At 58.1% G+C, this 19,657-nt stretch carries 17 protein-coding genes; 5 read left to right on the forward strand and 12 right to left on the reverse strand.

The window, feature by feature from the left end; all coding sequences use genetic code 11:
• The first annotated feature begins 127 nt into the window (after window positions 1-127).
• Complete coding sequence (locus HY2_RS02520; protein ID WP_051594649.1) at window positions 128-1,546, forward strand: TrkH family potassium uptake protein; 1,419 nt, start codon at window positions 128-130, stop codon at window positions 1,544-1,546.
• A gap of 74 nt (window positions 1,547-1,620) precedes the next feature.
• On the opposite strand, the gene HY2_RS02525 is transcribed toward HY2_RS02520, so the two are convergent.
• The 8 genes from HY2_RS02525 to HY2_RS02560 all read right to left on the reverse strand — a co-directional run bounded on the left by HY2_RS02525 (window position 1,621) and on the right by HY2_RS02560 (window position 12,334).
• Window positions 1,621-3,399, reverse strand: a complete 1,779-nt coding sequence (locus HY2_RS02525; protein ID WP_034824403.1) for a hypothetical protein — start codon at window positions 3,397-3,399, stop codon at window positions 1,621-1,623.
• 141 nt (window positions 3,400-3,540) lie between these two features.
• Entirely contained in the window at window positions 3,541-4,722 is a 1,182-nt protein-coding gene (locus HY2_RS02530; protein WP_034824406.1) for a TlpA family protein disulfide reductase, read from the reverse strand.
• A 122-nt stretch (window positions 4,723-4,844) separates the two neighbouring features.
• Window positions 4,845-6,035, reverse strand: coding sequence for a benzoate/H(+) symporter BenE family transporter (locus HY2_RS02535; RefSeq protein WP_034824408.1), 1,191 nt, complete (start codon window positions 6,033-6,035; stop codon window positions 4,845-4,847).
• A gap of 122 nt (window positions 6,036-6,157) precedes the next feature.
• Complete coding sequence (locus HY2_RS02540; protein ID WP_034824410.1) at window positions 6,158-7,366, reverse strand: acetyl-CoA C-acyltransferase; 1,209 nt, start codon at window positions 7,364-7,366, stop codon at window positions 6,158-6,160.
• A 135-nt stretch (window positions 7,367-7,501) separates the two neighbouring features.
• A complete protein-coding gene (locus HY2_RS02545) occupies window positions 7,502-9,154 on the reverse strand; it encodes a ShlB/FhaC/HecB family hemolysin secretion/activation protein (RefSeq protein ID WP_034824412.1) in 1,653 nt (550 codons plus the stop codon).
• A gap of 23 nt (window positions 9,155-9,177) precedes the next feature.
• Window positions 9,178-10,320, reverse strand: coding sequence for a collagen-like protein (locus HY2_RS02550; protein ID WP_051594640.1), 1,143 nt, complete (start codon window positions 10,318-10,320; stop codon window positions 9,178-9,180).
• 172 nt (window positions 10,321-10,492) lie between these two features.
• The gene (locus HY2_RS02555) at window positions 10,493-11,023 is read right to left on the reverse strand and encodes a D-glycero-alpha-D-manno-heptose-1,7-bisphosphate 7-phosphatase (protein WP_034824416.1); all 531 of its coding nucleotides are present in this window, start codon (window positions 11,021-11,023) and stop codon (window positions 10,493-10,495) included.
• Between the two features lie 57 nt (window positions 11,024-11,080).
• Window positions 11,081-12,334, reverse strand: a complete 1,254-nt coding sequence (locus HY2_RS02560; RefSeq protein WP_034824420.1) for a TCR/Tet family MFS transporter — start codon at window positions 12,332-12,334, stop codon at window positions 11,081-11,083.
• A 98-nt stretch (window positions 12,335-12,432) separates the two neighbouring features.
• Here HY2_RS02560 and HY2_RS02565 point away from each other — a divergent pair, with 98 nt between their 5' ends.
• The 3 genes from HY2_RS02565 to HY2_RS02575 all read left to right on the forward strand — a co-directional run bounded on the left by HY2_RS02565 (window position 12,433) and on the right by HY2_RS02575 (window position 15,401).
• On the forward strand, window positions 12,433-13,056 hold the full coding sequence (locus tag HY2_RS02565) for a GNAT family N-acetyltransferase (RefSeq protein WP_158533980.1): 624 nt from the start codon (window positions 12,433-12,435) through the stop codon (window positions 13,054-13,056).
• Between the two features lie 75 nt (window positions 13,057-13,131).
• Window positions 13,132-13,689, forward strand: a complete 558-nt coding sequence (locus tag HY2_RS02570) for a LemA family protein (RefSeq protein ID WP_034824526.1) — start codon at window positions 13,132-13,134, stop codon at window positions 13,687-13,689.
• Window positions 13,686-15,401, forward strand: a complete 1,716-nt coding sequence (locus HY2_RS02575; protein WP_034824424.1) for a DUF2207 domain-containing protein — start codon at window positions 13,686-13,688, stop codon at window positions 15,399-15,401. The genes HY2_RS02570 and HY2_RS02575 overlap by 4 nt, the downstream gene beginning before the upstream one ends.
• A gap of 3 nt (window positions 15,402-15,404) precedes the next feature.
• On the opposite strand, the gene HY2_RS02580 is transcribed toward HY2_RS02575, so the two are convergent.
• The 4 genes from HY2_RS02580 to HY2_RS02595 are packed head-to-tail and all read right to left on the reverse strand — an operon-like array spanning window position 15,405 to window position 18,702.
• A complete protein-coding gene (locus tag HY2_RS02580) occupies window positions 15,405-16,181 on the reverse strand; it encodes a crotonase/enoyl-CoA hydratase family protein (protein WP_034824426.1) in 777 nt (258 codons plus the stop codon).
• Between the two features lie 16 nt (window positions 16,182-16,197).
• Window positions 16,198-16,902: a DUF4336 domain-containing protein gene (locus tag HY2_RS02585; protein WP_034824428.1), complete on the reverse strand. Its 705-nt coding sequence runs from the start codon at window positions 16,900-16,902 to the stop codon at window positions 16,198-16,200.
• Window positions 16,892-17,467 (reverse strand): alpha/beta fold hydrolase, encoded by a 576-nt coding sequence (locus HY2_RS02590; protein ID WP_034824430.1) that lies wholly within the window; start codon window positions 17,465-17,467, stop codon window positions 16,892-16,894. Before HY2_RS02590 ends, HY2_RS02585 begins: the two co-directional genes overlap by 11 nt.
• A gap of 53 nt (window positions 17,468-17,520) precedes the next feature.
• A complete protein-coding gene (locus tag HY2_RS02595; protein ID WP_034824433.1) occupies window positions 17,521-18,702 on the reverse strand; it encodes a vWA domain-containing protein in 1,182 nt (393 codons plus the stop codon).
• A gap of 148 nt (window positions 18,703-18,850) precedes the next feature.
• Here HY2_RS02595 and HY2_RS02600 point away from each other — a divergent pair, with 148 nt between their 5' ends.
• Window positions 18,851-19,606, forward strand: coding sequence for a hypothetical protein (locus HY2_RS02600; RefSeq protein ID WP_034824435.1), 756 nt, complete (start codon window positions 18,851-18,853; stop codon window positions 19,604-19,606).
• Window positions 19,607-19,657: the final 51 nt, after the last annotated feature.

Here is a 19,657-nt window from a genome sequence, read left to right on the forward strand (position 1 = left end):
CCGATCATGCCGTTCACCCACGTGCTGCTTAACCATGGAATGCGTTGACACCTCAGCAGGATTTAGCGCGTATCCTGCCCCTTTCTGAACCATGCAATTGCGACCCGTCCTCCTTGCCATAGGCATCATGACTGTCCTGCTGGGCATGGCGATGATCCCGTGCATGCTGATTGACTGGGCAGATCACCGTCCGGAAACCTATGTTTTTGAGGTTTCGTCCTTCGGCACCATTCTGATCGGGACATGTATCTGGGTCTTGTCGCGCGGAGAGGTGGAGCGCAGCGGACAACGCGAAGCCTTCCTGCTGACTGTGCTGGTCTGGGTGTATCTGCCGGTGATCGCGGCCATTCCGTTTTTTGCCTCCGGCATGAGCTTTACGGATTCTGTGTTCGAATGCGTTTCCGGCCTGACGACCACCGGGGCGACCGTTCTGACGGGGCTGGACGACATGCCACGCGGCTTGTTGCTGTGGCGCGCAATTCTGCAATGGATTGGCGGGATTGGTATTATCGTGACGGCCATTGCCATTCTGCCCCAGCTGCGCGTCGGCGGGATGCAGCTGTTCGAGCTGGAAAGCTCTGACATGTCCGGCAAGTTCCTGCCGCGCATCACCGATATCGCAGCCTATCTGGGCCTGACCTATCTGGTCATCTCAATGCTGTGTGCGCTGCTCTATTATCTGACCGGCATGAACTGGTTTGATGCCATCACGCACTCCATGACGACGATGTCTGCCGGAGGCTATTCTACGCATGATGCGTCGTTTGGCTATTTCAACGACACCAATGCGCCCTATGTCGCGACAATCTTCATGTTCATTGCGGGGCTACCTTTCAGTTTGTTGGCCATGCTGCTGCTGCAGGGCCGGATCCGGCCGATGCTGACGGACCCGCAGCCGCGTGTCTATCTGGGCCTCGCCCTGTTCTTCTCGACAGCCATCGTCGTGTATCACGAGGCGGTAGTGGAGCCGCCAATCTTCGATCACGTCTTCCATGGTTTCAAGGAAGCCCTGTTCAACATCATCTCCATCATGACCGGGACGGGCTATGCCTCCGCGCCGTATGACACCTGGGGGCCGCCGGTCATGGCTATTTTCCTGACCGCGACCTTTGTCGGCGGGTGTGCGGGCTCGGCAGCGTGCGGGCTGAAAATGTTCCGGTTGGAAATTGCTGCAAAAACCATCGTGGCCTATTCGCGCCGGATGACCCAGCCACACCGGCGCACGCCGATCCGCTATGGCGGGAAAACCGTAGACGAGGAAACGTTGCAGTCCGTTATGGTCTTCGTGTTTCTCTACCTCGTCACATTTCTCGGCGCGGCGGCATTGTTGGGCATGGCGGGGCTGGATGCGCTGACGGCGATTTCGGCCTCTGCGACGAGCGTGTCGAATGTCGGGCCGGGGCTTGGCCCGTTGATCGGCCCGTCCAGCACGTTTCAGGATTTGCCGGATTTTGCCAAATGGGTCTGCGCCATTGCCATGCTGCTCGGGCGGCTGGAATTCGTGGCGGTGTTTGTGGTCATGACGCGCCGCTTCTGGCGTGGGTGAGGCCAACTGCTTTAAACGGCAAACAAAAAGAAGCCGGGCAGATAGCCCGGCGCTCTTGGTTCGTACCGGAATGATCAGTTCCAGGGATTGAACCGTTTTGCCGGGCGCGAGGGAGGGGTGGGCTCTGTGTCTTCGTCTTCCTCGAAGGTTTCGGACTCATAAGGTGTATAGGTCTCGCTTGGGGCCTCACGCGGTGTGGGGGGCGTCTCCGCTTCCGGGAAAGGGGAATAATCAGGTGCAGGCGCGGAAGTTTCCCAATTGTTTGCCTCAGGCTGCACTTCAGGTGTTTCTTCCTGCGTCTGGGTGGCCACAACTTCTTCATTATCGTCTGTCGACGGCGCGTCTGTTGACGGCGGTTGATCGTCCACGTGTATGTCCGACTCAGATTGCTCAGGCAGCCAATCGGGCAGGTCGCTTGTGCCGTCGATCACGACATGTGGAGATCCCACTTTTTCGACCGGATCAGGACTATGTGGATGCGGGGCTGGCTCTGCCGGTCGGCTATGGGCGCCAAGGCCGAAGCCCGAAGAGATGCCCGACAGGCTGAAGCTGCGGGGAGCTTCTGGCTGAGGTGCTGGCTGAGATTCTGTCGCTTCGGCTGCGGCAACCGTTTCGACCGTGTCTTCGGTAGCAGGGGCTGGCGCGCTTGAGGCCTCCTCTGTTTCAATGAGAGGGGCGGGGTCTTCCGCTCTGTGGCTTGGGCGATACTGGTTCAGTGAGCCAGTGCCAAAGCTGCCGGTCTGGAACGGTTTGTCTTCCAGCGTCTCTGAAGGGACAGGGGACGCCTCTTCCGCACCGCTCTCCTCTGGCAGATCCTCCGTATACACGGAATGCTCCGGCGTTTCCTGCACATGCAAGTCTTCGCTGGACGGGGCTTCGAACGTGTCGACCGTCTCCTCGGAAAAGCGGGAGACCGTCTCTACCTCGGGGGCCGTTTGCGGTGCGGTTTCAGTCTGCGGGGTGAAATCGCCTATGGGTTCGGACTGCGCGTAAACCGGGGCGGCGGTTTCCTCATCCATAAAGGCCGGGGCATAGGGTGCAGGCTCTGGCTCCGCTGGCGCGTCTTCGATTTGAACTTCGGTTTCTACATCGAGAGCGGCCTCTGCCATTTCCGGTTCGCCGGCTTCCCCAGACTGTACCTCTTCAGCCCCATCCATATGTGTCGGAGTGTAGCCAGCCTCTGGCTCATCCAGCGGTGTGTGCGCGTCTTCCGTTTCAGTGGCTTCAACATCTTCCGTTGGCGGGATCGCAAAGCCGTGAAGCTCTGCGTCTTCTTCAGGCTCTACGGCAGCTTCTTCAACAGGGGCGGCACGTGGCTGGCCATTCACCTGATCTGCCAGGCTGGCGACTGCGCGCTGCATGTCGGACTGGCCTTCGAATTCGGGATACATGTCGGGGTCCAGCGGGGCGCTGTCATCACCGAGATCCTCGATCAGAGTCTCAGTGCTTGAGCCCGCTGCGATGGCCGAACTTGCATCCTGCTCTTGCGTGGATGCCTCATCTGTGTCGGCTTCGGCATCAACCTCATCCAGACCGGCGAGCAGGGCATTGATAGCTTTCTCGGCACCGCGTGCATGGCGACGGGCCTCCAGATAAAGCTCCGTGACGAATTGGGCGTAGGGTCGACCGTTTGCATCCACTTCATTGGCAAAGTCATCAGGAGAGCAGGTCTCTATTTCGCGACCCAGCGCATCTGTCAGCAGGACAGCGCAGGGCTCTGGCGTCAGCGTCACACGATACCCTTCGGTGTCGTGCGTAATCTGGCCGTTCTCGCCTTCCTGCCAGGCCACTTTCTGCTTGTGCGTCATCTGGCTGAGCTTATCGATCAGCCGTTTCGTGGATGGATGCAGCATCAAGTCCCACCTTTCCGTCTTACCCCAGCACTATCCTAACAGTTACAGGCTGACGCGCGAATGATCAAACGCCTCTGAGAGGCTATTCGAATTAAATGGCAGCATGCCTGTATTCACGCGTTTCAACTTGGCGCGAAATGTCTATTCGCTTGGCACTCCGGTGCCTGGCAGCCAGCTCATTTGTATCAGTACGGGATTGTCCTCTTCGCTCTCCGGCTTATTGAACACGCGCTGGAAGAGCGCCTCGCCGTCAGTTTCGCTGCAAAGCAGCTTGTCCGCATAGGCGTTTGCCCCTTCTGTGCAGCCCTTTCGGGCGAGTTCGGGCAGCTCACTCAGACGAAAGCTGCCGATGTGTTCGCCGAGTGGGCCGGTGACATCGGGGTGTCGGGTTGTGACACGGTAGACCTGGCCGAGGGACCAGCTGGACTCCACAACATAGACGGGCGTTTCCTTGCCTTCTGCCATGATGTTGAAGACTGGATAATTCTCGCCTTCGGCGGAGATCTGGTCCGGTACGATCTGATAGCCGGGGAAAGCCCCTCGGATGGCATCCGTATTGAACGGCACGGCGCCGGTCAGGCGCGCGGCCCCTTCGGGCCCGATCGAGGCCTGCTGCAAGGGATTTTCTATTTCGCTTTCGCGCAGATCTTCCTTCAGCTTTGCCACATCCTTGAGAAAATCCTTCACCGGCTCACCGCCTGCAACGGAAAGGTCTGAGCGGAAGCCGCGAATGATGCCGTCCGGATCGACCAGAAGGTAAGACGGTGTCCAGCTGATCTTCAGAGCTTCGCGGATCGATGCGTCGTCATCAATCAGCGTGGGGTAGCTGTAGCCTTTGTCTGCAAAATAGTTGGCGACAGAGCCATACTTTCCGAACATCTCTTCGACGGTCGCGCGATTTGCATTTGCTGGAGTATGAATGGACAGGAAGTCGAGGTCAGGATCCTGCTCAATCGCGGTCACCAGCGCGGCGACATAGGGAGCATCGGCGAGACAGTCTCCGCACCAGATGCCCCAGACATCAATGACCGTCCAAGTGTCCAGCATGTCAGGATCAAAGGTCGAGCCATCGGCCATCTGGCCCGAAAGCGGGGGCAGGGGCTGGCCAAGAAGGTCATAGCCATAAGGCCGCCCGTCGGCATCTCGCGCTACATTGTCCCCCTCGTTTACAATTGCCGTATTCGGCGGAGGCGCGTTCATTGTGATGAAGCGCGTGGCAGGATTGGGGTCGGTGCTGACGCCGTGTTGCGGGTCAGCGGTCTCTGCCGGGTTGCAGGCCGCGATCAGGAGAAGGGATGCGGCGGCGTAGAAAGCGCGTTTCATGGCGGCTCCTGTATCGTTTCACACAGGAAGCTAGCACGCTGAAGGCGTCTGGAAAGCAAGATGGGCTGAAAGGCTTGTTCAGTTGGCCTAATGCACGGATTGGCACCGTTTTGTTCTACGGATCAGCCCGTCTTGTCTTCTGCGCGGCGTCTCCATTGCTTCAATGACCAGACGAGCACGCCAACCAGTGTGCCCCAGAAGGCACCGCTGACGCCGAACATGGTCATGCCGCTGGCTGCGAAAAGGAAGGTCAGCGCAGGGGCTTCCACCCGGCCGGGATCTGCAAAGGCCGCCGACAAGGACGAAACCAGGGCAGGTATCAGGGCCAGTCCGGCCACCGCCGTGATCAGATCTCTTGGCGCAATATTGGCAAAGGCCACGATGGGTTTGGAGAAGAAGGCAATAATGACATAGGCGACACCGGAAGCGACAGCGGCCCAGTAGCGCTGTGCAGGGTCACGCCCTGCATCTTCGCCCGACATCATTGCTGCCGTGATTGCCGACATGTTCACGGGGATGGCGCCAAAAGGCGCGATCAGCAGGCTCGCCAGTCCGGTCTTTCGCAACAGGGGCTGGCGCTCATAGGTGTAGCCACCGAGGTCCAACACCGCGAAGCCGGGTATGTTCTGTCCGGCCATGGTGACGAGGTATAGTGGCACAGCAATGGAAATGAAGCCGCGCAGCGTGAACACCGGCATGATAGCTTCAAGCGCCGGCAGGCCGGGAGCGCTGGCTGTCACGCCGGTATGCGATGGATCCAGATTGAGCACGACGAGAATGATGACAGCCCCAATCGTGACAGGCATTGCCGCCAGCTTGTGCCAGGCAAAGCCGACGATCCAGGCCAGCAGCAGGGGCAGGATCAGATAAGGCACCTTGCCAGCCGAAATGGCCGGCGCGAGGCAGAGCGGAACGATCACGCCTGCCAGCAGGGCATTGGCAATCGGCTTCGGGATGGACGAAACCAGCCGTCCCAAAGCAGGCACAAAGCCGGTAATCACAATCAGCACCGCGCAGCAGATCAGGGCCCCGACGGCTTCAGCAAACCCGCCGGGCAGGGTGGCTGCGGCGGCGAGGAAGGCTGCACCCGGCGTCGACCAGGCTATGGCGGCTGGAATGCGCGTGGCGAGCGGGAGCCAGATGCTGCACAGTCCCATGCCCAGCGTTGCGAAGAACAGGCCGGTCGCCACTTGGCTGTCATTGGCGCCCATGGCGGTGAGGCCTGCCAGAACGATGGCAAAGGAGGCAGAATAGCCGACAAAGGCGGCCAGAAGGCCCATATAGATGGCGGAGGGCGATATCTGTCGGATCACTCTGTTTTGTCCTATCGGCAGGGGGCGGATGAAACCGTAATATTGGGTACAGATCGGCTGGCAAGAAAAAGGCCCCGGCGCACTGCGCCAGGGCCTGACTTTCTGGTGTAGGCCAGAGGGGCTTAGCTGAAGATCTCGAACAGACCTGCAGCGCCCATGCCGCCACCAATGCACATGGTGACAACACCATATTTCGCGCCGCGGCGCTGGCCTTCCATCAGGATGGAGCCGGTGCAACGTGCGCCGGTCATGCCGAAGGGGTGGCCGATGGAGATGGAGCCGCCATTGACGTTGTATTTCGCCGGGTCGATGCCCAGACGGTCACGGCTGTAGAGACACTGGGACGCAAACGCTTCGTTCAGTTCCCACAGATCAATGTCGTCGACTTTCAGGCCGTGACGTTCCAGCAGGCGCGGAACAGCAAAGACCGGGCCGATGCCCATTTCGTCCGGGTCGCAACCGGCAACGTTGAAGCCAACAAAGCGGCCAAGTGGCTTCAGGCCGCGCTTTTCAGCTTCCTTGGCTTCCATGACGACCACAGCTGCGGCGCCATCGGACAGCTGGGAGGCGTTACCGGCGGTAACATACTTGCCCTGCTTGACGACCATGCCGCCGGAGAAGACCGGCTTCAGGCCAGCGAGGCTTTCATATGTCGTGCCCGGGCGGTTGCATTCGTCACGGTCGCAGATGACTTCCTGAAGGGTCTCTTCGCCGGTTTCCTTGTTGACCAGTTTCATCATGGTCTTCAGCGGAACGATTTCCTCGGCCATGTAGCCTTTTTCCTGGAAGGCAGCGGTGCGCTTCTGGGATTCAACGGAATACTCATCCTGATATTCGCGGCTCACGCCATAACGATCCGCAACGATTTCGGCCGTTTCGATCATGGTCATCCAGATCGCCGGCCACTTTTTCATCAGCTCGTCTTCGGTGTAGCGGTACATGTTCATGTGGCCACTGCGGGAGACGAGGGAGAGGGACTCAACGCCGCCGCCGATGGCAACCGGAGCGCCTTCATTAATGACAGTGTGGGCTGCATTGGCGATGGCCTGCAGGCCGGAAGAGCAGAAACGGTTGATCGTTGCGCCGGCCGTGGTGGACGGGCAGCCGGCCCAGAGAGCTGCGTTGCGTGCCACATTGTGGCCGGTCGCGCCTTCAGGCTGAGCGGAGCCAAGGAAGACATCTTCAACTTCAGCCGCTTCGATGCCAGCGCGGTCGATGGCGCCCTTGATGGCATGGCCGGCCATTGTGATGCCATGGGTGTTGTTCAGCGACCCGCGGCTAGCTTTGGCCATGCCTGTCCGGGCGTAGGATACGATAACAGCTTCACGCATATGCTTTCCTCCAGATGTGCGTACATTGTTGCGGCGCACACTAGTCGGGAGATTTCCGTTACGCCAGCCTTACCTTTGCGTAAACGGAACTCAGATTGTACAGTCCAAGCCTCGACACCCCTTTATTTATAAGGATCAGGACTGTCCCGGCTGGTATTTGAAGGACCATGTTAGGCTGTAGATTGGATCATCATTCAGACCTGAAACCGGCAGCTCAAAAGGCTCGGCCATTTCCAGCCCCAGCATGGCCATGTCTTTCCACTTGAAGCGCACACCGACCCCGGCAGAGCCGAGCGTGATGTCCTGCAAGGAAGAGGCAGGATTGTTGACGGAACCACCTCCATAATCGGCAAAGACATAAATGTCGCTTTGCTTGAAATTTCCTTTTCGCAAGGGACGGTAGCTTGGTTCAAAAATTGCGGCGTAGCCTGTGTCAAAGGCAACAAGACCGTTCCGGAAGCCGCGCCCGAAACTTGCCCCACCGATCAGCAGGCGCTCGTTTGCGGGGAGAGTATCATCTGTCCATTGCGCGGAGGCGGACAGGTTCAGGCGAACGTTCTTGCCAACAGCCTGGATAAAACGGGAGCTGAGGCTCAGCTTCGTGAAGTCCACAGATGCGCCAGGGGTAGAGGTCTCAGCGCTGTTGACATCAATTCCTTGAGACAGGGTGACGCTGCCTAGAACGGCGCGCTTCTTGGTTGTCTTGCGGCCGGTCAGCCCAAGTCGGGCTGCGGTTACTTCATCATTGGTCAGGACAGACCCGAACGCAGCATTTGAACTCTTCAGATGGTCAACCCGGAAGCTCGCAGAGACTTCGCGCTTGAAGTCCAGGAGCAGGGGGTGAGACAGGCCGGCAGAGAATTGGGTGGCTTCCCCCTCGATCGGGAGGGAGTCCGGACGTGTCTCCTGATAGGCGGCGGAAAGGTCCAGCATAGTGCCGCGCGCGCCGACCGGGCTGCGATAGCTGACTTCGGCTGAGCGTGCCTGTTGGCCATCTGTTGATATCGACAGACGTCCGGACAGTTGATCCCCCTCGCGCATGAGATTGTACCCAACCCCACCTGCCGTAAGGCGGCCGCGATCAATCAGGCGGGATTCACGATTGTCATATCCGCCATAGAAGCGGTTCTTCTTGGGTTTGACATCCAGAACGACATTCGTTGCGCCTTGCTCCTTGGTTGTGCCTAGCCGGGGCTTTACCTCATAGCCCGGCACACGCCGCGACAGGGTCAGGGCGCGCTCATAGCTGGAGCGGGAGGTTGGCTGCTGTCCGACAACAGGCGCCATATATCCAGAGAGCAATTGGCTTTCAGTGACTTTGCCATCCTTGCGGACATAGGCATTCTTTACATAGCCTTCGGCGATGTGGACATCGACGACCCCATCAGACAAATCCTGACGGGGGATGGCGAGAGAGAAAAGTGCAACAGAGGAGTCCTGATACGCAGCGGACATGGCGGTGGCGAGAGCTTTGAGAGTTTGGACATCGGCCTGCCGTCCCAGATAGCTTTCTGCAATCATGGCCACGTCTTCCGGCACATCCGACCCGATGAAATTGATACCCTGTATGGTCGAGGCCTGGCCCACCGGAGCGGCCACATCGGTGCGGCCGCGTTGTTGAGGGGCTTCGGGTTTGGGCTCCGCCTCGTCTGGTTCCGGCGGCGTATAGCCGGGGTCGAGAGGGCGGTTCAATTCAGTCGCGGCACCTTGCAGTGCCGCGGCTGGTTGGAGAAGAAGCATCGCTCCGAACAGGGCGATAGCCGATAATGTACATGCGCGATGCTTCATGTGCTGTGTCCTTGTGCGGCAGATCAGCTGCCGCCACCGATACCGGACAGGAGGCCGCCAAGGCCGTTGGCTTCACCGCCTTCATCAGACCCCGTAAGGCCTTCCAGAAAGCCGCCCGTTTCTTCGGTATCCAGCAGGTCTTCGACCGTTCCGGTCAGGCTGTCTGTGGTGTCTTCCAGCAGACCGCCTCCCGTATCAGACGCAGACACTGTTTCGATCAGTGAACCTGTTGTGTCTTCCAGTCCGGATGCGGTCTCGGTCAGCAGGGCTTCCGTGAACTCCGGATTCGTCGTGGCTGCTATCACGTCTTCAACCGTGTTCTGGCTATCAGACAGGAGGTTTGCATTCAGCACGTCTCCTTCGCTACCAATAACGTCAACCGTTGCGACGCCAGGTACTTCCAGGCCGCCATCTGTATTCGGCGCCAGGTCCGCATTGAGCAGCATGTCGTCATTGGCGACACCGGCTTCAAGCAATGTGCCCTCTGCCTGGGTGTCGGACAGGACGCTGAGACTGATTGCGGGTGTCTTATCCCCGCCGACGATATTAGATGCGCCGACATTGGCTGCGAGAATAGGAGAGGTCGCATCCAATACGCCGTCCACAAGCATTTCCTCGCCGCTGGCATAACCGGTGAGTGTGTCGCCTACATTGGTGACTGTATCTGCTGCGGCAACCACGACATTGCTGAGGGCAGAGTCCGAATTTGCATCCGTCATGACTGAAGCCAGTTGTTCGCCTGTTCCAGACAGCAGGTCACCTGCGGCCATGGAAACCGTATCCAGTACCGGAGCACTGGTATTCGGATCACCAAGGTTTGCCAGAAGGCCTGTGCCGCCAATGCCATTATCGCCGACCAGCCCGCCAGTGGCGATCATGCCCGCTTCGCCAAGATTGAAGTTGCCATCGTCACCGCTAGTGCCATCCAGGCCATCGGTGCCATTGATACCGTCCAGTCCGTCTACGCCATTTAGCCCAGCAATACCCTGTGGACCGCTGCGACCGGTATCACCTTTTGGCCCTGCTTCACCTTGAGGCCCAGCAGGGCCAACCAAACCGTTGGCGGTGCTGCCAACACTTGCGATGCGTCGTGTTGTTGTGGATTCACAAGCGCCCAAAACCAAAAGGGTGCTAATCGCTGCGGTTGAAACGAGGGAGTGTTTCATGTTCATATTCCTCCGAGTACTGCTGAGCGCATGAGCCAGCTGACAGACAGGCCTGGCGCCAATGGATCCATTTTGGATGGAACATTCTTCGAAAGAATTTAGCTGGAAGCTCGGTAACGGAGGTTACATTGACGTTCGATTAACCCGTTAATTTTGTTGTAAAGTTAAAAAATCAGCCGCGATTGCCGTCTTCAAAGCTTGCTAAAGTCCAGTCTGCGAAGCGTTTAAGGTCTCCGCCGCGGAAAATGTACCCTGCAATGCCTGCAGCACGTGCCGCCTCGATATCGGTTGTCTTGTCACCAATCAGAAAGCTGCTTTCTCTCTTGACGGGAAATTCGGCCATTGCCTTAAGCAACATGCCTGGATTGGGTTTTCGGTCAAAGCTGTCGCGGCGATAAAGAAAGTTTTCTCCGTCCGCGTGAAAGGGGCAAAAATAGATTTTGTCGATATGCGCGTTTTTTGCTGCTAATTCGCTCTGCATCCAGCGATGCAGCGCGTTCATGTCGTCTTCGCTGTAATAGTTTCGGGCGATTCCAGACTGATTCGTCACCACAAAGACGAACCAACCCATTTTATTGAAGCTGGAGATGGTCTCAGCAGCTCCTTCCACCCATTCAAAGTCCTCGATACGGCTGACATAGCCTTTATCGACGTTGATTACGCCGTCTCGATCAAGAAACAGGGCAGGCCGGGAGGAGGTCATTATACTGGTCTTTGCCCGGAGTGGGGACAAGTTGCAACACTCCCTGAGGCGCGCCCTTTATTCCGCAGCGCTGGGAATGGCATCCTTGTTGGCGCGTACCCCTTGCAGGAAGGGAACCAGCGCCAGAGCTGTGAGGATTGCGGCAAGGAGGAAGGCAGCGCCTGGAAAATGCACTTTCGTCTCTGCCTGAGTAAAGTGATACAGCGTCGTGGACATGATTAGCGGGCCAAGGATCATCGCAAGGGAGTTCAGGCTGGCAGATGCACCTTGCAGTTCGCCCTGTGCATTGCGTGGCGTGAGCGTGGACATCAGGGAGTTTACGGCAGGGCCGGCTACCCCCCCCAGGGCACCGAATGGAATGATCATGTAGACGATCCATCCGGCATCGGCGAAGGCATAGCCCAGCAGGGCCAGCACGTTCACAACGATCCCGAAAATGGCTGTCTTTACTGTGCCGAGCCGCTTCAGGATCACGCCCATCAGGCCGGCCTGCACAACCGCAGCGCCGATACCCACCAGGCCAAGAGACAGGCCGATCTCCTTTGGCGTCCAGTCGTATCGGATCTCGCCATGCACGGACCAGGTCGATGGGAAGACGGTGTGCGCAAGGAAGAAGGTGCCCGCCGCCACCAGGAACCAGGCGATGTGAGGCAGTTTGGAAAAATGCTTCACAGCGCCAAACGGGTTCGCCCGCGCTGGTTCGAATTTGCGGCGGTCTTCCTCTGCCAGGGATTCCGGCAGTACGAACATGCCATAGCAGAAATTCAGCACGGCAAGGCCTGCCGCCGCGAAGAAGGGCGCGCGGGGATCAATATCGCCCAGTAGACCGCCGAAGACGGGTCCGAAAACAAAGCCAAAACCAAAAGCTGCGCCGATCATGCCGAAGGCCTTGCCGCGATTTTCCGGCTCTGTAACATCTGCAATATAGGCATTAGCCGTTGAGTAAGTCGCGCCGGAAATGCCGGATAGGGCGCGCCCGATGAACAGCAACAGAATGTTGTGTGCCAGCGCCATAATCAAAAAGTCGACCGCCAAGGTTGCAATCGAGGCGAGGAGGACGGGGCGGCGTCCAAACCTGTCAGACACAGCGCCCAAGGTTGGCCCGAACAGGAAGTTCATGAAGGCATAGGTCGCGCCAAGACCGCCAATATAGAGCGTGGCCTCTTCGGGCGGAATGCTGGCAAGTTCCTGAACCAGTGTAGGGATCACCGGGACAATCAGGCCGAAAGCGAGCATGTCGATCGCGACCGTGATGATCACAAAAAGGAAGGCATTCTTCCCGTGTTTTCGAAGAGCAGGCGCTTCAGTCATGAATTGACCATCTGGCCGCAGCCGCCAGCGCGGTCAATGTGTTTGTCGCTGTTGGAGAAGTAATTGCAGACAGTCTGCAAATGTGGCCAAATTCCAGCATGGCGGACGACATTCCCATTACACGAAATGTGGTGCCCCCGCAGCGGGCGGAAGGCATCCGGCAGCGCGTTCGCAAGATGAAGCGTCTGGGGCAGGGCGAAGATGCGTCCAGGCTGGCGAGGCTGGATGATGCGGCCGGCCTGCTGGCGCTGCTGTCAGATCCTGCCGTCCATGCGCCGATCTATTCTTTGCCGCGTCCTTTGACCCTGGAGGCCGTGCAAGGCTTTATCGGTAGACATCTGGAAGAGCATGACCGAGGAGAGGGCTTGCTTCTCGTGCGGGAGCAAAATGGCCGGATCATGGGCTATAGTGACTTCCAGATATGGCCACACTGGGCCGCGGGTGAACTGGGTGGTGCGCTACACCCTTCCCAGCACTCGAAAGGGCAGGGCACGCGCGGTGCAACGCAGAGCTTTGGCTGGATGTTCGAGGCTTTGGATCTGGACCTGCTCTGCATGACGGCGAGCATGGAGAATACGCCGACACAACGTCTGCTGGACGGGCTGGGATTTGCGCGGATGGGCTGTGTGATCAGCACAAGACCGGATGGGGCCACACGGGAATCGCTAGTTTGGGAAATGACGCGGCAAGCCTGGCAGGGGCGCTCACCTGCAGACACGTGATAACACTGGCCTTAACACCGGCGGCAATGCTGGATATGGATGGAGGCCCAAGCCCCAGGAGTTTGCATCATGCTTATCTATGCCGTGCTGGGCCTGCTGGCCATCTTCGTGATTGGCGGCGTGCTTATATACAACAATCTTGTGAAGAAATCTCAGATGGCGGACAATGGCTGGTCTGACATTGATGTGCAATTGAAGCGGCGGGCCAATCTCATCCCGCAACTCGTCAGCACAGTCGAAGGCTATGCCTCGCATGAGCAGAAGCTGTTTGCAGAAATAGCTACCCGCCGCGCAGAGGCGATGGCCGCCGGCGATGATGTGTCTTATCGTAGCGCAGCCGAGACGGCGCTGTCGCAGCCCGTCTCCCGCCTCGTGGCTGTGGCCGAAGACTATCCTGAGCTCAAGGCAAGCGACAATTTCCTGGAATTGCAAAGAGAGCTTTCCGACACCGAAGACAAGATCGAGATGGCCCGTCGTTTCTATAATGGCGCGGTGCGGGAGCTGAACACATCGGTGCAGAGCTTTCCTGCCATGCTGGTTGCAGGGCCATTCGGCTTCCGTCAGAGGGATTATTTCGAGGTGGGTATGGCGGACCGGGCTGTGCCACAAATTGATATGGGAGACCTCGCGTGAGTATACGGACAATCCTGCTGGGCCTTGTCTTCGCCTGTTTTGCGCTGGTCGCTGCTGCAGAAGAGAAGATCAACAGTTTTGACGTCGCCATCACCGTTCAGAAAGATGGCGATATCGAGGTGTCCGAGCGGCTGGATGTTACCTCCGAGGGGTATGAAATTCGGCGCGGTATCTTCAGGGACCTGCCACGCTATTATGCCGACGACCTGCATGAAGGCGACAAGCTGCCTTATCAGTACAAGGTTAAACGCGTAACGCGCAATGGAGCCAGTGAGCCCTATGAGATCCTCAAGGAGGGCAATGCCTATCAGATACGTATCGGCGATGCCGACAAGTATCTTGAGAATGGCGAACATGTCTACGAAATCGAATATGAGGTGAAGAACCAGATCCGCTATTTCGAGGATCATGACGAACTCTATTGGAATGTCACCGGTAATTACTGGTTGTTCCCGATTGAAAAGGCCTCTGTGCGCGTAACCTTGCCTGAAGATGCCGTGCTGCTGGACAAGACGGCCTATACGGGCGGGTATGGCGTAGATGGTAATGACTATGCCTTCCGTCAGAGTGGCGGAGCCTATTTGTTCGAAACCACACGCCCTTTGGGTTTGAAGGAGGGGCTGACGGTCTCGATGAGCATCGAGAAGGGGGTGATCGAGCCGCTGTCGCTGTCAGACAAAAGCACATTGTTCTGGTTCCGCTATGGCGCGTTGGGCATACTGGCCCTGTCGTTTCTGGGCGTACTCGGCTTTCTGCTGGCGAGCTTTCGCAAGGTGGGGGAGGATCCGCCCAAGGGGCCGGTCTTCGCGCAGTATGAGCCGCCCGCAGGATACTCGCCCGCCGCGGTTCACCACATTTATTACAGAGGCTTCAGGGGCCATGGCTCTCTGATCTCCGCGTTGTTGCACATGGCGACCGGTGGCATTGTCACCATTGATGCATCGGACAAAAAAAACACCTTGCTGAAACGGACAGTGGAGGCGGATGTTACGAAGCTGAGCGAGGATGAGAAAGTCCTGGAACATGGATTGTTTTCTGACCGGTCCCGTCTGATGCTCGGCACGATCTATGATGCCGATTTTACCAAGGCCTACACAGCCTTCCGGAAGTATGTTTCCCGAAAGTATGGGGACCCGTATTTCAAGTGGAACATAGGCTATACGATTGTTGCCCTGATCATGACTGTTCTGGTGATCGTCGTATCCGCGCTGGTCACGGTGAACTGGACGTGGTGGCACACTCTGGTCGTGTTGGCCTTTGCCGTCATGAATGGTGTCTTCATGTATCTGATGCCGGCGCCGACCAGAAAAGGCCAGAAAATCCGAACCGACATTGAAGGGTTCCGGCTGTATCTGGAAACGGCGGAGAAGCTGCAGATGAATGCGGCTGAAGTCGGCAGTGATGCGCCGCCGCCGATGAGCAAGGATCGCTATGAGAAATTCCTGCCCTATGCGATCGCGCTGGGCGTGGAAAAGCCGTGGACGAAGTATTTCGAAAAGGCCTTGCCTAGTGAGGCCGCAGACTATTCCCCAGCCTGGGGACATTTCGGCGCGCATTCGCTGGGCAATCTCAGCAGCATGACCGACAGCATGGTGTCCACCATGAATTCCGGTGTCAGCGGATCTCTGCCACAAAGCTCCAGTTCCTCCGGGGGAGGGGGCGGTGGTTTCTCCGGCGGCGGCGGAGGCGGCGGCGGTGGAGGCGGCTGGTAACGCCTAGTCCTGCTTGAAGCTGCCCGCGCGGCCCTGGCCTGAGGCAAAGCGGCTGGCGCCTTCCACGGCGCTGCCGACCCGCAGCACTTTTAGGCCGCCTTCAATTTCTGCCTTCAGGGCGGTAGGCAGGTCCAGGTTCCATTGCTGCAAGGCTGACAGCCTGTCTGTCCGCATGCAGAACTGTGGGAAGCGGGTGATCTGGCGCGCAATTTCCAGGGCTTTAGGCAGCGCCGTCTCTTCATCCGTGTCATAATTGGCAAGGCCGATGGCCATGGCCTCTGTCGCGTCCACCTCTCGCCCGGTCAAGATCATGTCCATCGCCCGCGATGCGCCGATAAGGCGGGGCAGGCGTATCGTGCCCCCATCGATCAGGGGCACACCAAAGCGTCGGCAGAAAACACCGAACTTTGCCGAGGGCGAGACCACGCGCAGATCACACCACACGGCCAGTTCCAGTCCGCCTGCAACGGCATATCCATCGATTGCTGCAATGACGGGCTTTGACAGCATCAACCGGCTAGGCCCCATCGGGCCGAAATCACCTTCGGCCTCAACCCGGTTTCCCTTGCCTTGTGCAACGGCTTTCAGGTCTGCGCCTGCGCAAAAATTGCCGCGCGCACCTGTCAAGATCGCGACGCTGAGGTCTTCATTGGCGTCGAATGCGGTGAAGGCCTCATAGAGGGCTGCAGCTGTGTCCGAGTCGACGGCGTTGCGCGCTTGTGGACGGTTGAGGGTAACGATAAGAATGTCCTGATCCTGATGGGTTGTGATCAGATCCATGACAGTGTCCTTGTGCTTATTCCTTCAGAAGCCAGCTGAAGGCGCGGCGCAGAAAGACATCCGCGCTTGTGTCGATCCATTCGCCATGTGCCATGATGACATGTTCAGGCTTTCGGCCGATCAGGCGCAAAATGGTCTTGCGCGCAGATGTGCGGTCAATCCAGCTGAGCCGCCATTCCAAGGGTGCGTAGCCCTTGCCCTGCACAATGCCCCATAGATTGGCGATCATGCGCTGCCAGTTTTTCCAATTGGCCTCCAGGAAGGATTGCGAAAAATTCTCTGACAGGTCAGCAAAGATTGCGGTGCCGGAGGGCGTGTGGAGGAACGCAATTTCATCCATGGCGACAGAGCCTCTGAACCAGAACTGATCAATCACGCCCTGCCAGTCTGCAGGCGGAGTGTGTTCCAGGGCAGGCTCAAAGTTCAGGTCGCTGCGCTTTTTGATGGTTGAGGCCGGCCCCCAGAGCTTTGCATCCGGCCAGACGGCGTTCCAGTCCTGCAGGAAGAGGTGATGAATCTTGTTCGGGCTGACAAGATGCACCACGTGCCCCAAGGCATTGACGGCCTCTTGCAAATCATCCGTCAACCGAATGGGTGACCAGACCCAGAGGTCTCCATCCGGCAGGCGGACGATTACCATGCGGGTCGGATACGGGCAGCCATAGAAATTCACATTTGGCCCGTCCGCAAGCCAGATATTGTCATCAATCTCAGTCAGCATGGGCAGGGCCTGATTGTGCGGTACGGTTGAGGAAGGGAATGATCCGGTTCAGCAGGGCAGTGACGACTTTTTCTGACAGGTCATGTCCCCATTTCTCGATGATTTCAAATTCCACACCTGGAACGCGCCGGGCAACGTCGCGCCCAGCTTCCGGATGGATCAGCCGATCCACCGAGCCGTGCAGGACAAGGGTGGGGTGTGTCACTGTGCCAAGCCGGTCATGCCAACGCGGCTGCGCCAGCAGGGCGGCAAACTGCCGGGCTAGACCTGAAGGGCGATTCGCGCGCTGAACGTCTGCTATCGCGGCCGCGCCCTGCATCAGTGCCTCCATGGGCGGAGGGACAATCTCTTCCACGCCTGGATCGTCCGTGGCAGTGGTCAGGCCAATGTCTCGATTGTCGAAGGTGACAACTCGGCGACCGGCATCAGCAAGGGCTTGTTTGCAACTGTCAGGCCATTCTGTCATCTGACCCATATAGCCTGATATGAGCAGGATCATCGGATCATCAGCTGAGCCGACCTCTTCGTACTCAATATCCAGGCCATTGGCCTTGATGCGTGGCATGCCTGTCTCCCTTTGCCCTTTGTGCAGACTTTAGGACAAGGGAGCGCAGAGCGCTAGCGGCTCAGTTCCTTCATGGCCTCATCCAGGCCTTCCAGAGTTAGCTCAAACATGCGATGCCCACCAATCAGCTCACGGATCAGCTTGATGGAACCGGTATATTCCCAGGCGCCTTCCTTGACGGGGTTCAGCCAGACAAGATTCGGATAGCGTTCCACGAAACGCTGGATCCAGATGCCACCGGCCTCTTCATTCCAATGCTCGACCGATCCGCCTGCATAGGTGATCTCATACGGGCTCATCGTGGCATCGCCGACGATGATGACCTTGTAGTCAGACGGGAACTTGTTCAGCACGTCCCAGGTCGGGATGCGATTGTTCATGCGGCGACGATTGTCTTTCCACAGGCCTTCATAGGGGCAGTTGTGGAAGTAGTAGTATTCGAGGTTCTTGATCTCTGACCGTGCGGCGGAGAACAGTTCTTCCATGATGCGCACATAGGGGTCCATTGATCCGCCGACATCCAGCAGCAGGAGAACGGAGACCGTATTGCGTTTTTCCGGGCGCATCTCGATGTCGAGATAGCCCTTGCGGGCGGTATTGCGGATGGTCTGGTCCAGATCCAGTTCATCATGGGCGCCGGTACGGGCCCATTTGCGCAAGCGCTTCATGGCCACCTTGATGTTCCGTGTACCCAACTCAACGCTGTCATCGTAATTCTTGAATTCGCGCTTGTCCCACACCTTCACGGCGCGGCGGTGGCGGGATTTCTCCTGGCCAATCCGCACGCCTTCTGGGTTGTAGCCATTGGCACCGAAGGGGGAGGTGCCGCCCGTGCCGATCCATTTATTGCCGCCCTCGTGACGCTCTTTTTGTTCTTTCAGGCGCTCTTGAAGCGTTTCCATCAGTTTTTCAAAGCCGCCCAGCGCTTCGATCTCGTCCATCTCTTCCTTGGTCAGGAATTTCTCGGTCATCTTGCGCAGCCACTCTTCCGGCAGGTCCTGTACATCGACGGCATCCGCCAAGCTGTCCAGACCCTTGAAAGTGTGGCCAAACACCTTGTCGAATTTGTCGATATTGCGCTCATCCTTCACTAGGGCGGCGCGGGAGAGATAATAGAAATCCTCCACGTCCATATCAATTACCTGCTTGTCCATCGCCTCCATGAGGGCGAGGTATTCCTTCAGGGTGACGGGCACTTTGGCTTCGCGCAGCTCATTGAAGAATTTCAGGAACATGGGCGGATCTCTTTATATGGCGTTCGTCTTGAAGATAGCGTCCGCCGGAGCCTATGTCCAAGCTGACGCTGGGATAAGTGGATAAGTCTGCTGCAGAGGCTGTGACAGCGCTCATCTGGGGTTCACCTCGATTTGCTAGGAGGAGGGCATGAAATCCCTTGTTATTGCTGCCGCTCTTGCTGTCTCTGGTCTGTGGGCCGCGTCTGCGACTGCGCAGGGCATCAGCCCATGCACGCAACAGGACCAGACAGAATGTATGCTGGAATCGATCTGGGTCGCGGCCAGTATCCTGCCACCGGAAAAGCAGGATCGCGTGAAACGGAACTTTCTGTATGTGGTTGCTGAAACGCATGATGCTGGCCTGACGCGCGAATGGTCCCGCCGGTTGAACAGTGCGCCCCTGCTTCCGGCGAATGGGACAGGCTATGCCAGGAGAAAGGCGCAGGGCCTGCTGGCCGAGGGAGGCTGGGATAAGTTCCTGCAGAGGGCGCGGGCCGGTACGTCTCCCTTCAATATCGGTCGTCCGGAAATCATGGCCGAGGGCGCGCGTCTGGCTGAAACGCCCGATACTCGCAAACGCGTAATTAACGCCATGTTCGACCTGGCTGGTCCGCCCCTAGGCGGGAAGGGGTTCGACCGCTCCTTTGAGCAGGCCGATTTCGGCCATGTGTTGGCAGAGCTCTCCATGGAGGATTGCAATTTGCAGGATTTTGATCGCGCCGTCAGGCTGACCGCCACGCCAGATTCCCTGCGTTATGCCTTGTGGCGCGCCCGAATAACCGGAGATGCCTCGCCCCTTGCCGCCAGGATCCGGAATGAGGCAGATGATCAGGACACGCGTCACGTTCGCGCGGTGCTGGAGGGGTATGGTCCGATCATCTCTCGCGGCTACTGCCCTGATTGAACGGAACTTCTTTCTGCGTCATGCGTTAAAAGCGCATGGAATTTACCCCAG

The sequence above is a fragment of the Hyphomonas pacifica genome (assembly GCF_000682675.1).
GTDB lineage: Bacteria > Pseudomonadota > Alphaproteobacteria > Caulobacterales > Hyphomonadaceae > Hyphomonas > Hyphomonas pacifica.

Bases quoted from the DNA above. Each gene is read 5' to 3' on its own strand.
- HY2_RS02520 (WP_051594649.1), top strand. From the start codon at position 128: ATGACTGTCCTGCTGGGCATGGCGATGATCCCGTGCATGCTGATTGAC.
- HY2_RS02525 (WP_034824403.1), bottom strand. From the start codon at position 3,399: ATGCTGCATCCATCCACGAAACGGCTGATCGATAAGCTCAGCCAGATG.
- HY2_RS02530 (WP_034824406.1), bottom strand. From the start codon at position 4,722: ATGAAACGCGCTTTCTACGCCGCCGCATCCCTTCTCCTGATCGCGGCC.
- HY2_RS02540 (WP_034824410.1), bottom strand. From the start codon at position 7,366: ATGCGTGAAGCTGTTATCGTATCCTACGCCCGGACAGGCATGGCCAAA.
- HY2_RS02545 (WP_034824412.1), bottom strand. From the start codon at position 9,154: ATGAAGCATCGCGCATGTACATTATCGGCTATCGCCCTGTTCGGAGCG.
- HY2_RS02550 (WP_051594640.1), bottom strand. From the start codon at position 10,320: ATGAAACACTCCCTCGTTTCAACCGCAGCGATTAGCACCCTTTTGGTT.
- HY2_RS02555 (WP_034824416.1), bottom strand. From the start codon at position 11,023: ATGACCTCCTCCCGGCCTGCCCTGTTTCTTGATCGAGACGGCGTAATC.
- HY2_RS02560 (WP_034824420.1), bottom strand. From the start codon at position 12,334: ATGACTGAAGCGCCTGCTCTTCGAAAACACGGGAAGAATGCCTTCCTT.
- HY2_RS02565 (WP_158533980.1), top strand. From the start codon at position 12,433: ATGGCGGACGACATTCCCATTACACGAAATGTGGTGCCCCCGCAGCGG.
- HY2_RS02580 (WP_034824426.1), bottom strand. From the start codon at position 16,181: ATGGATCTGATCACAACCCATCAGGATCAGGACATTCTTATCGTTACC.
- HY2_RS02585 (WP_034824428.1), bottom strand. From the start codon at position 16,902: ATGCTGACTGAGATTGATGACAATATCTGGCTTGCGGACGGGCCAAAT.
- HY2_RS02590 (WP_034824430.1), bottom strand. From the start codon at position 17,467: ATGCCACGCATCAAGGCCAATGGCCTGGATATTGAGTACGAAGAGGTC.
- HY2_RS02595 (WP_034824433.1), bottom strand. From the start codon at position 18,702: ATGTTCCTGAAATTCTTCAATGAGCTGCGCGAAGCCAAAGTGCCCGTC.
- HY2_RS02600 (WP_034824435.1), top strand. From the start codon at position 18,851: ATGAAATCCCTTGTTATTGCTGCCGCTCTTGCTGTCTCTGGTCTGTGG.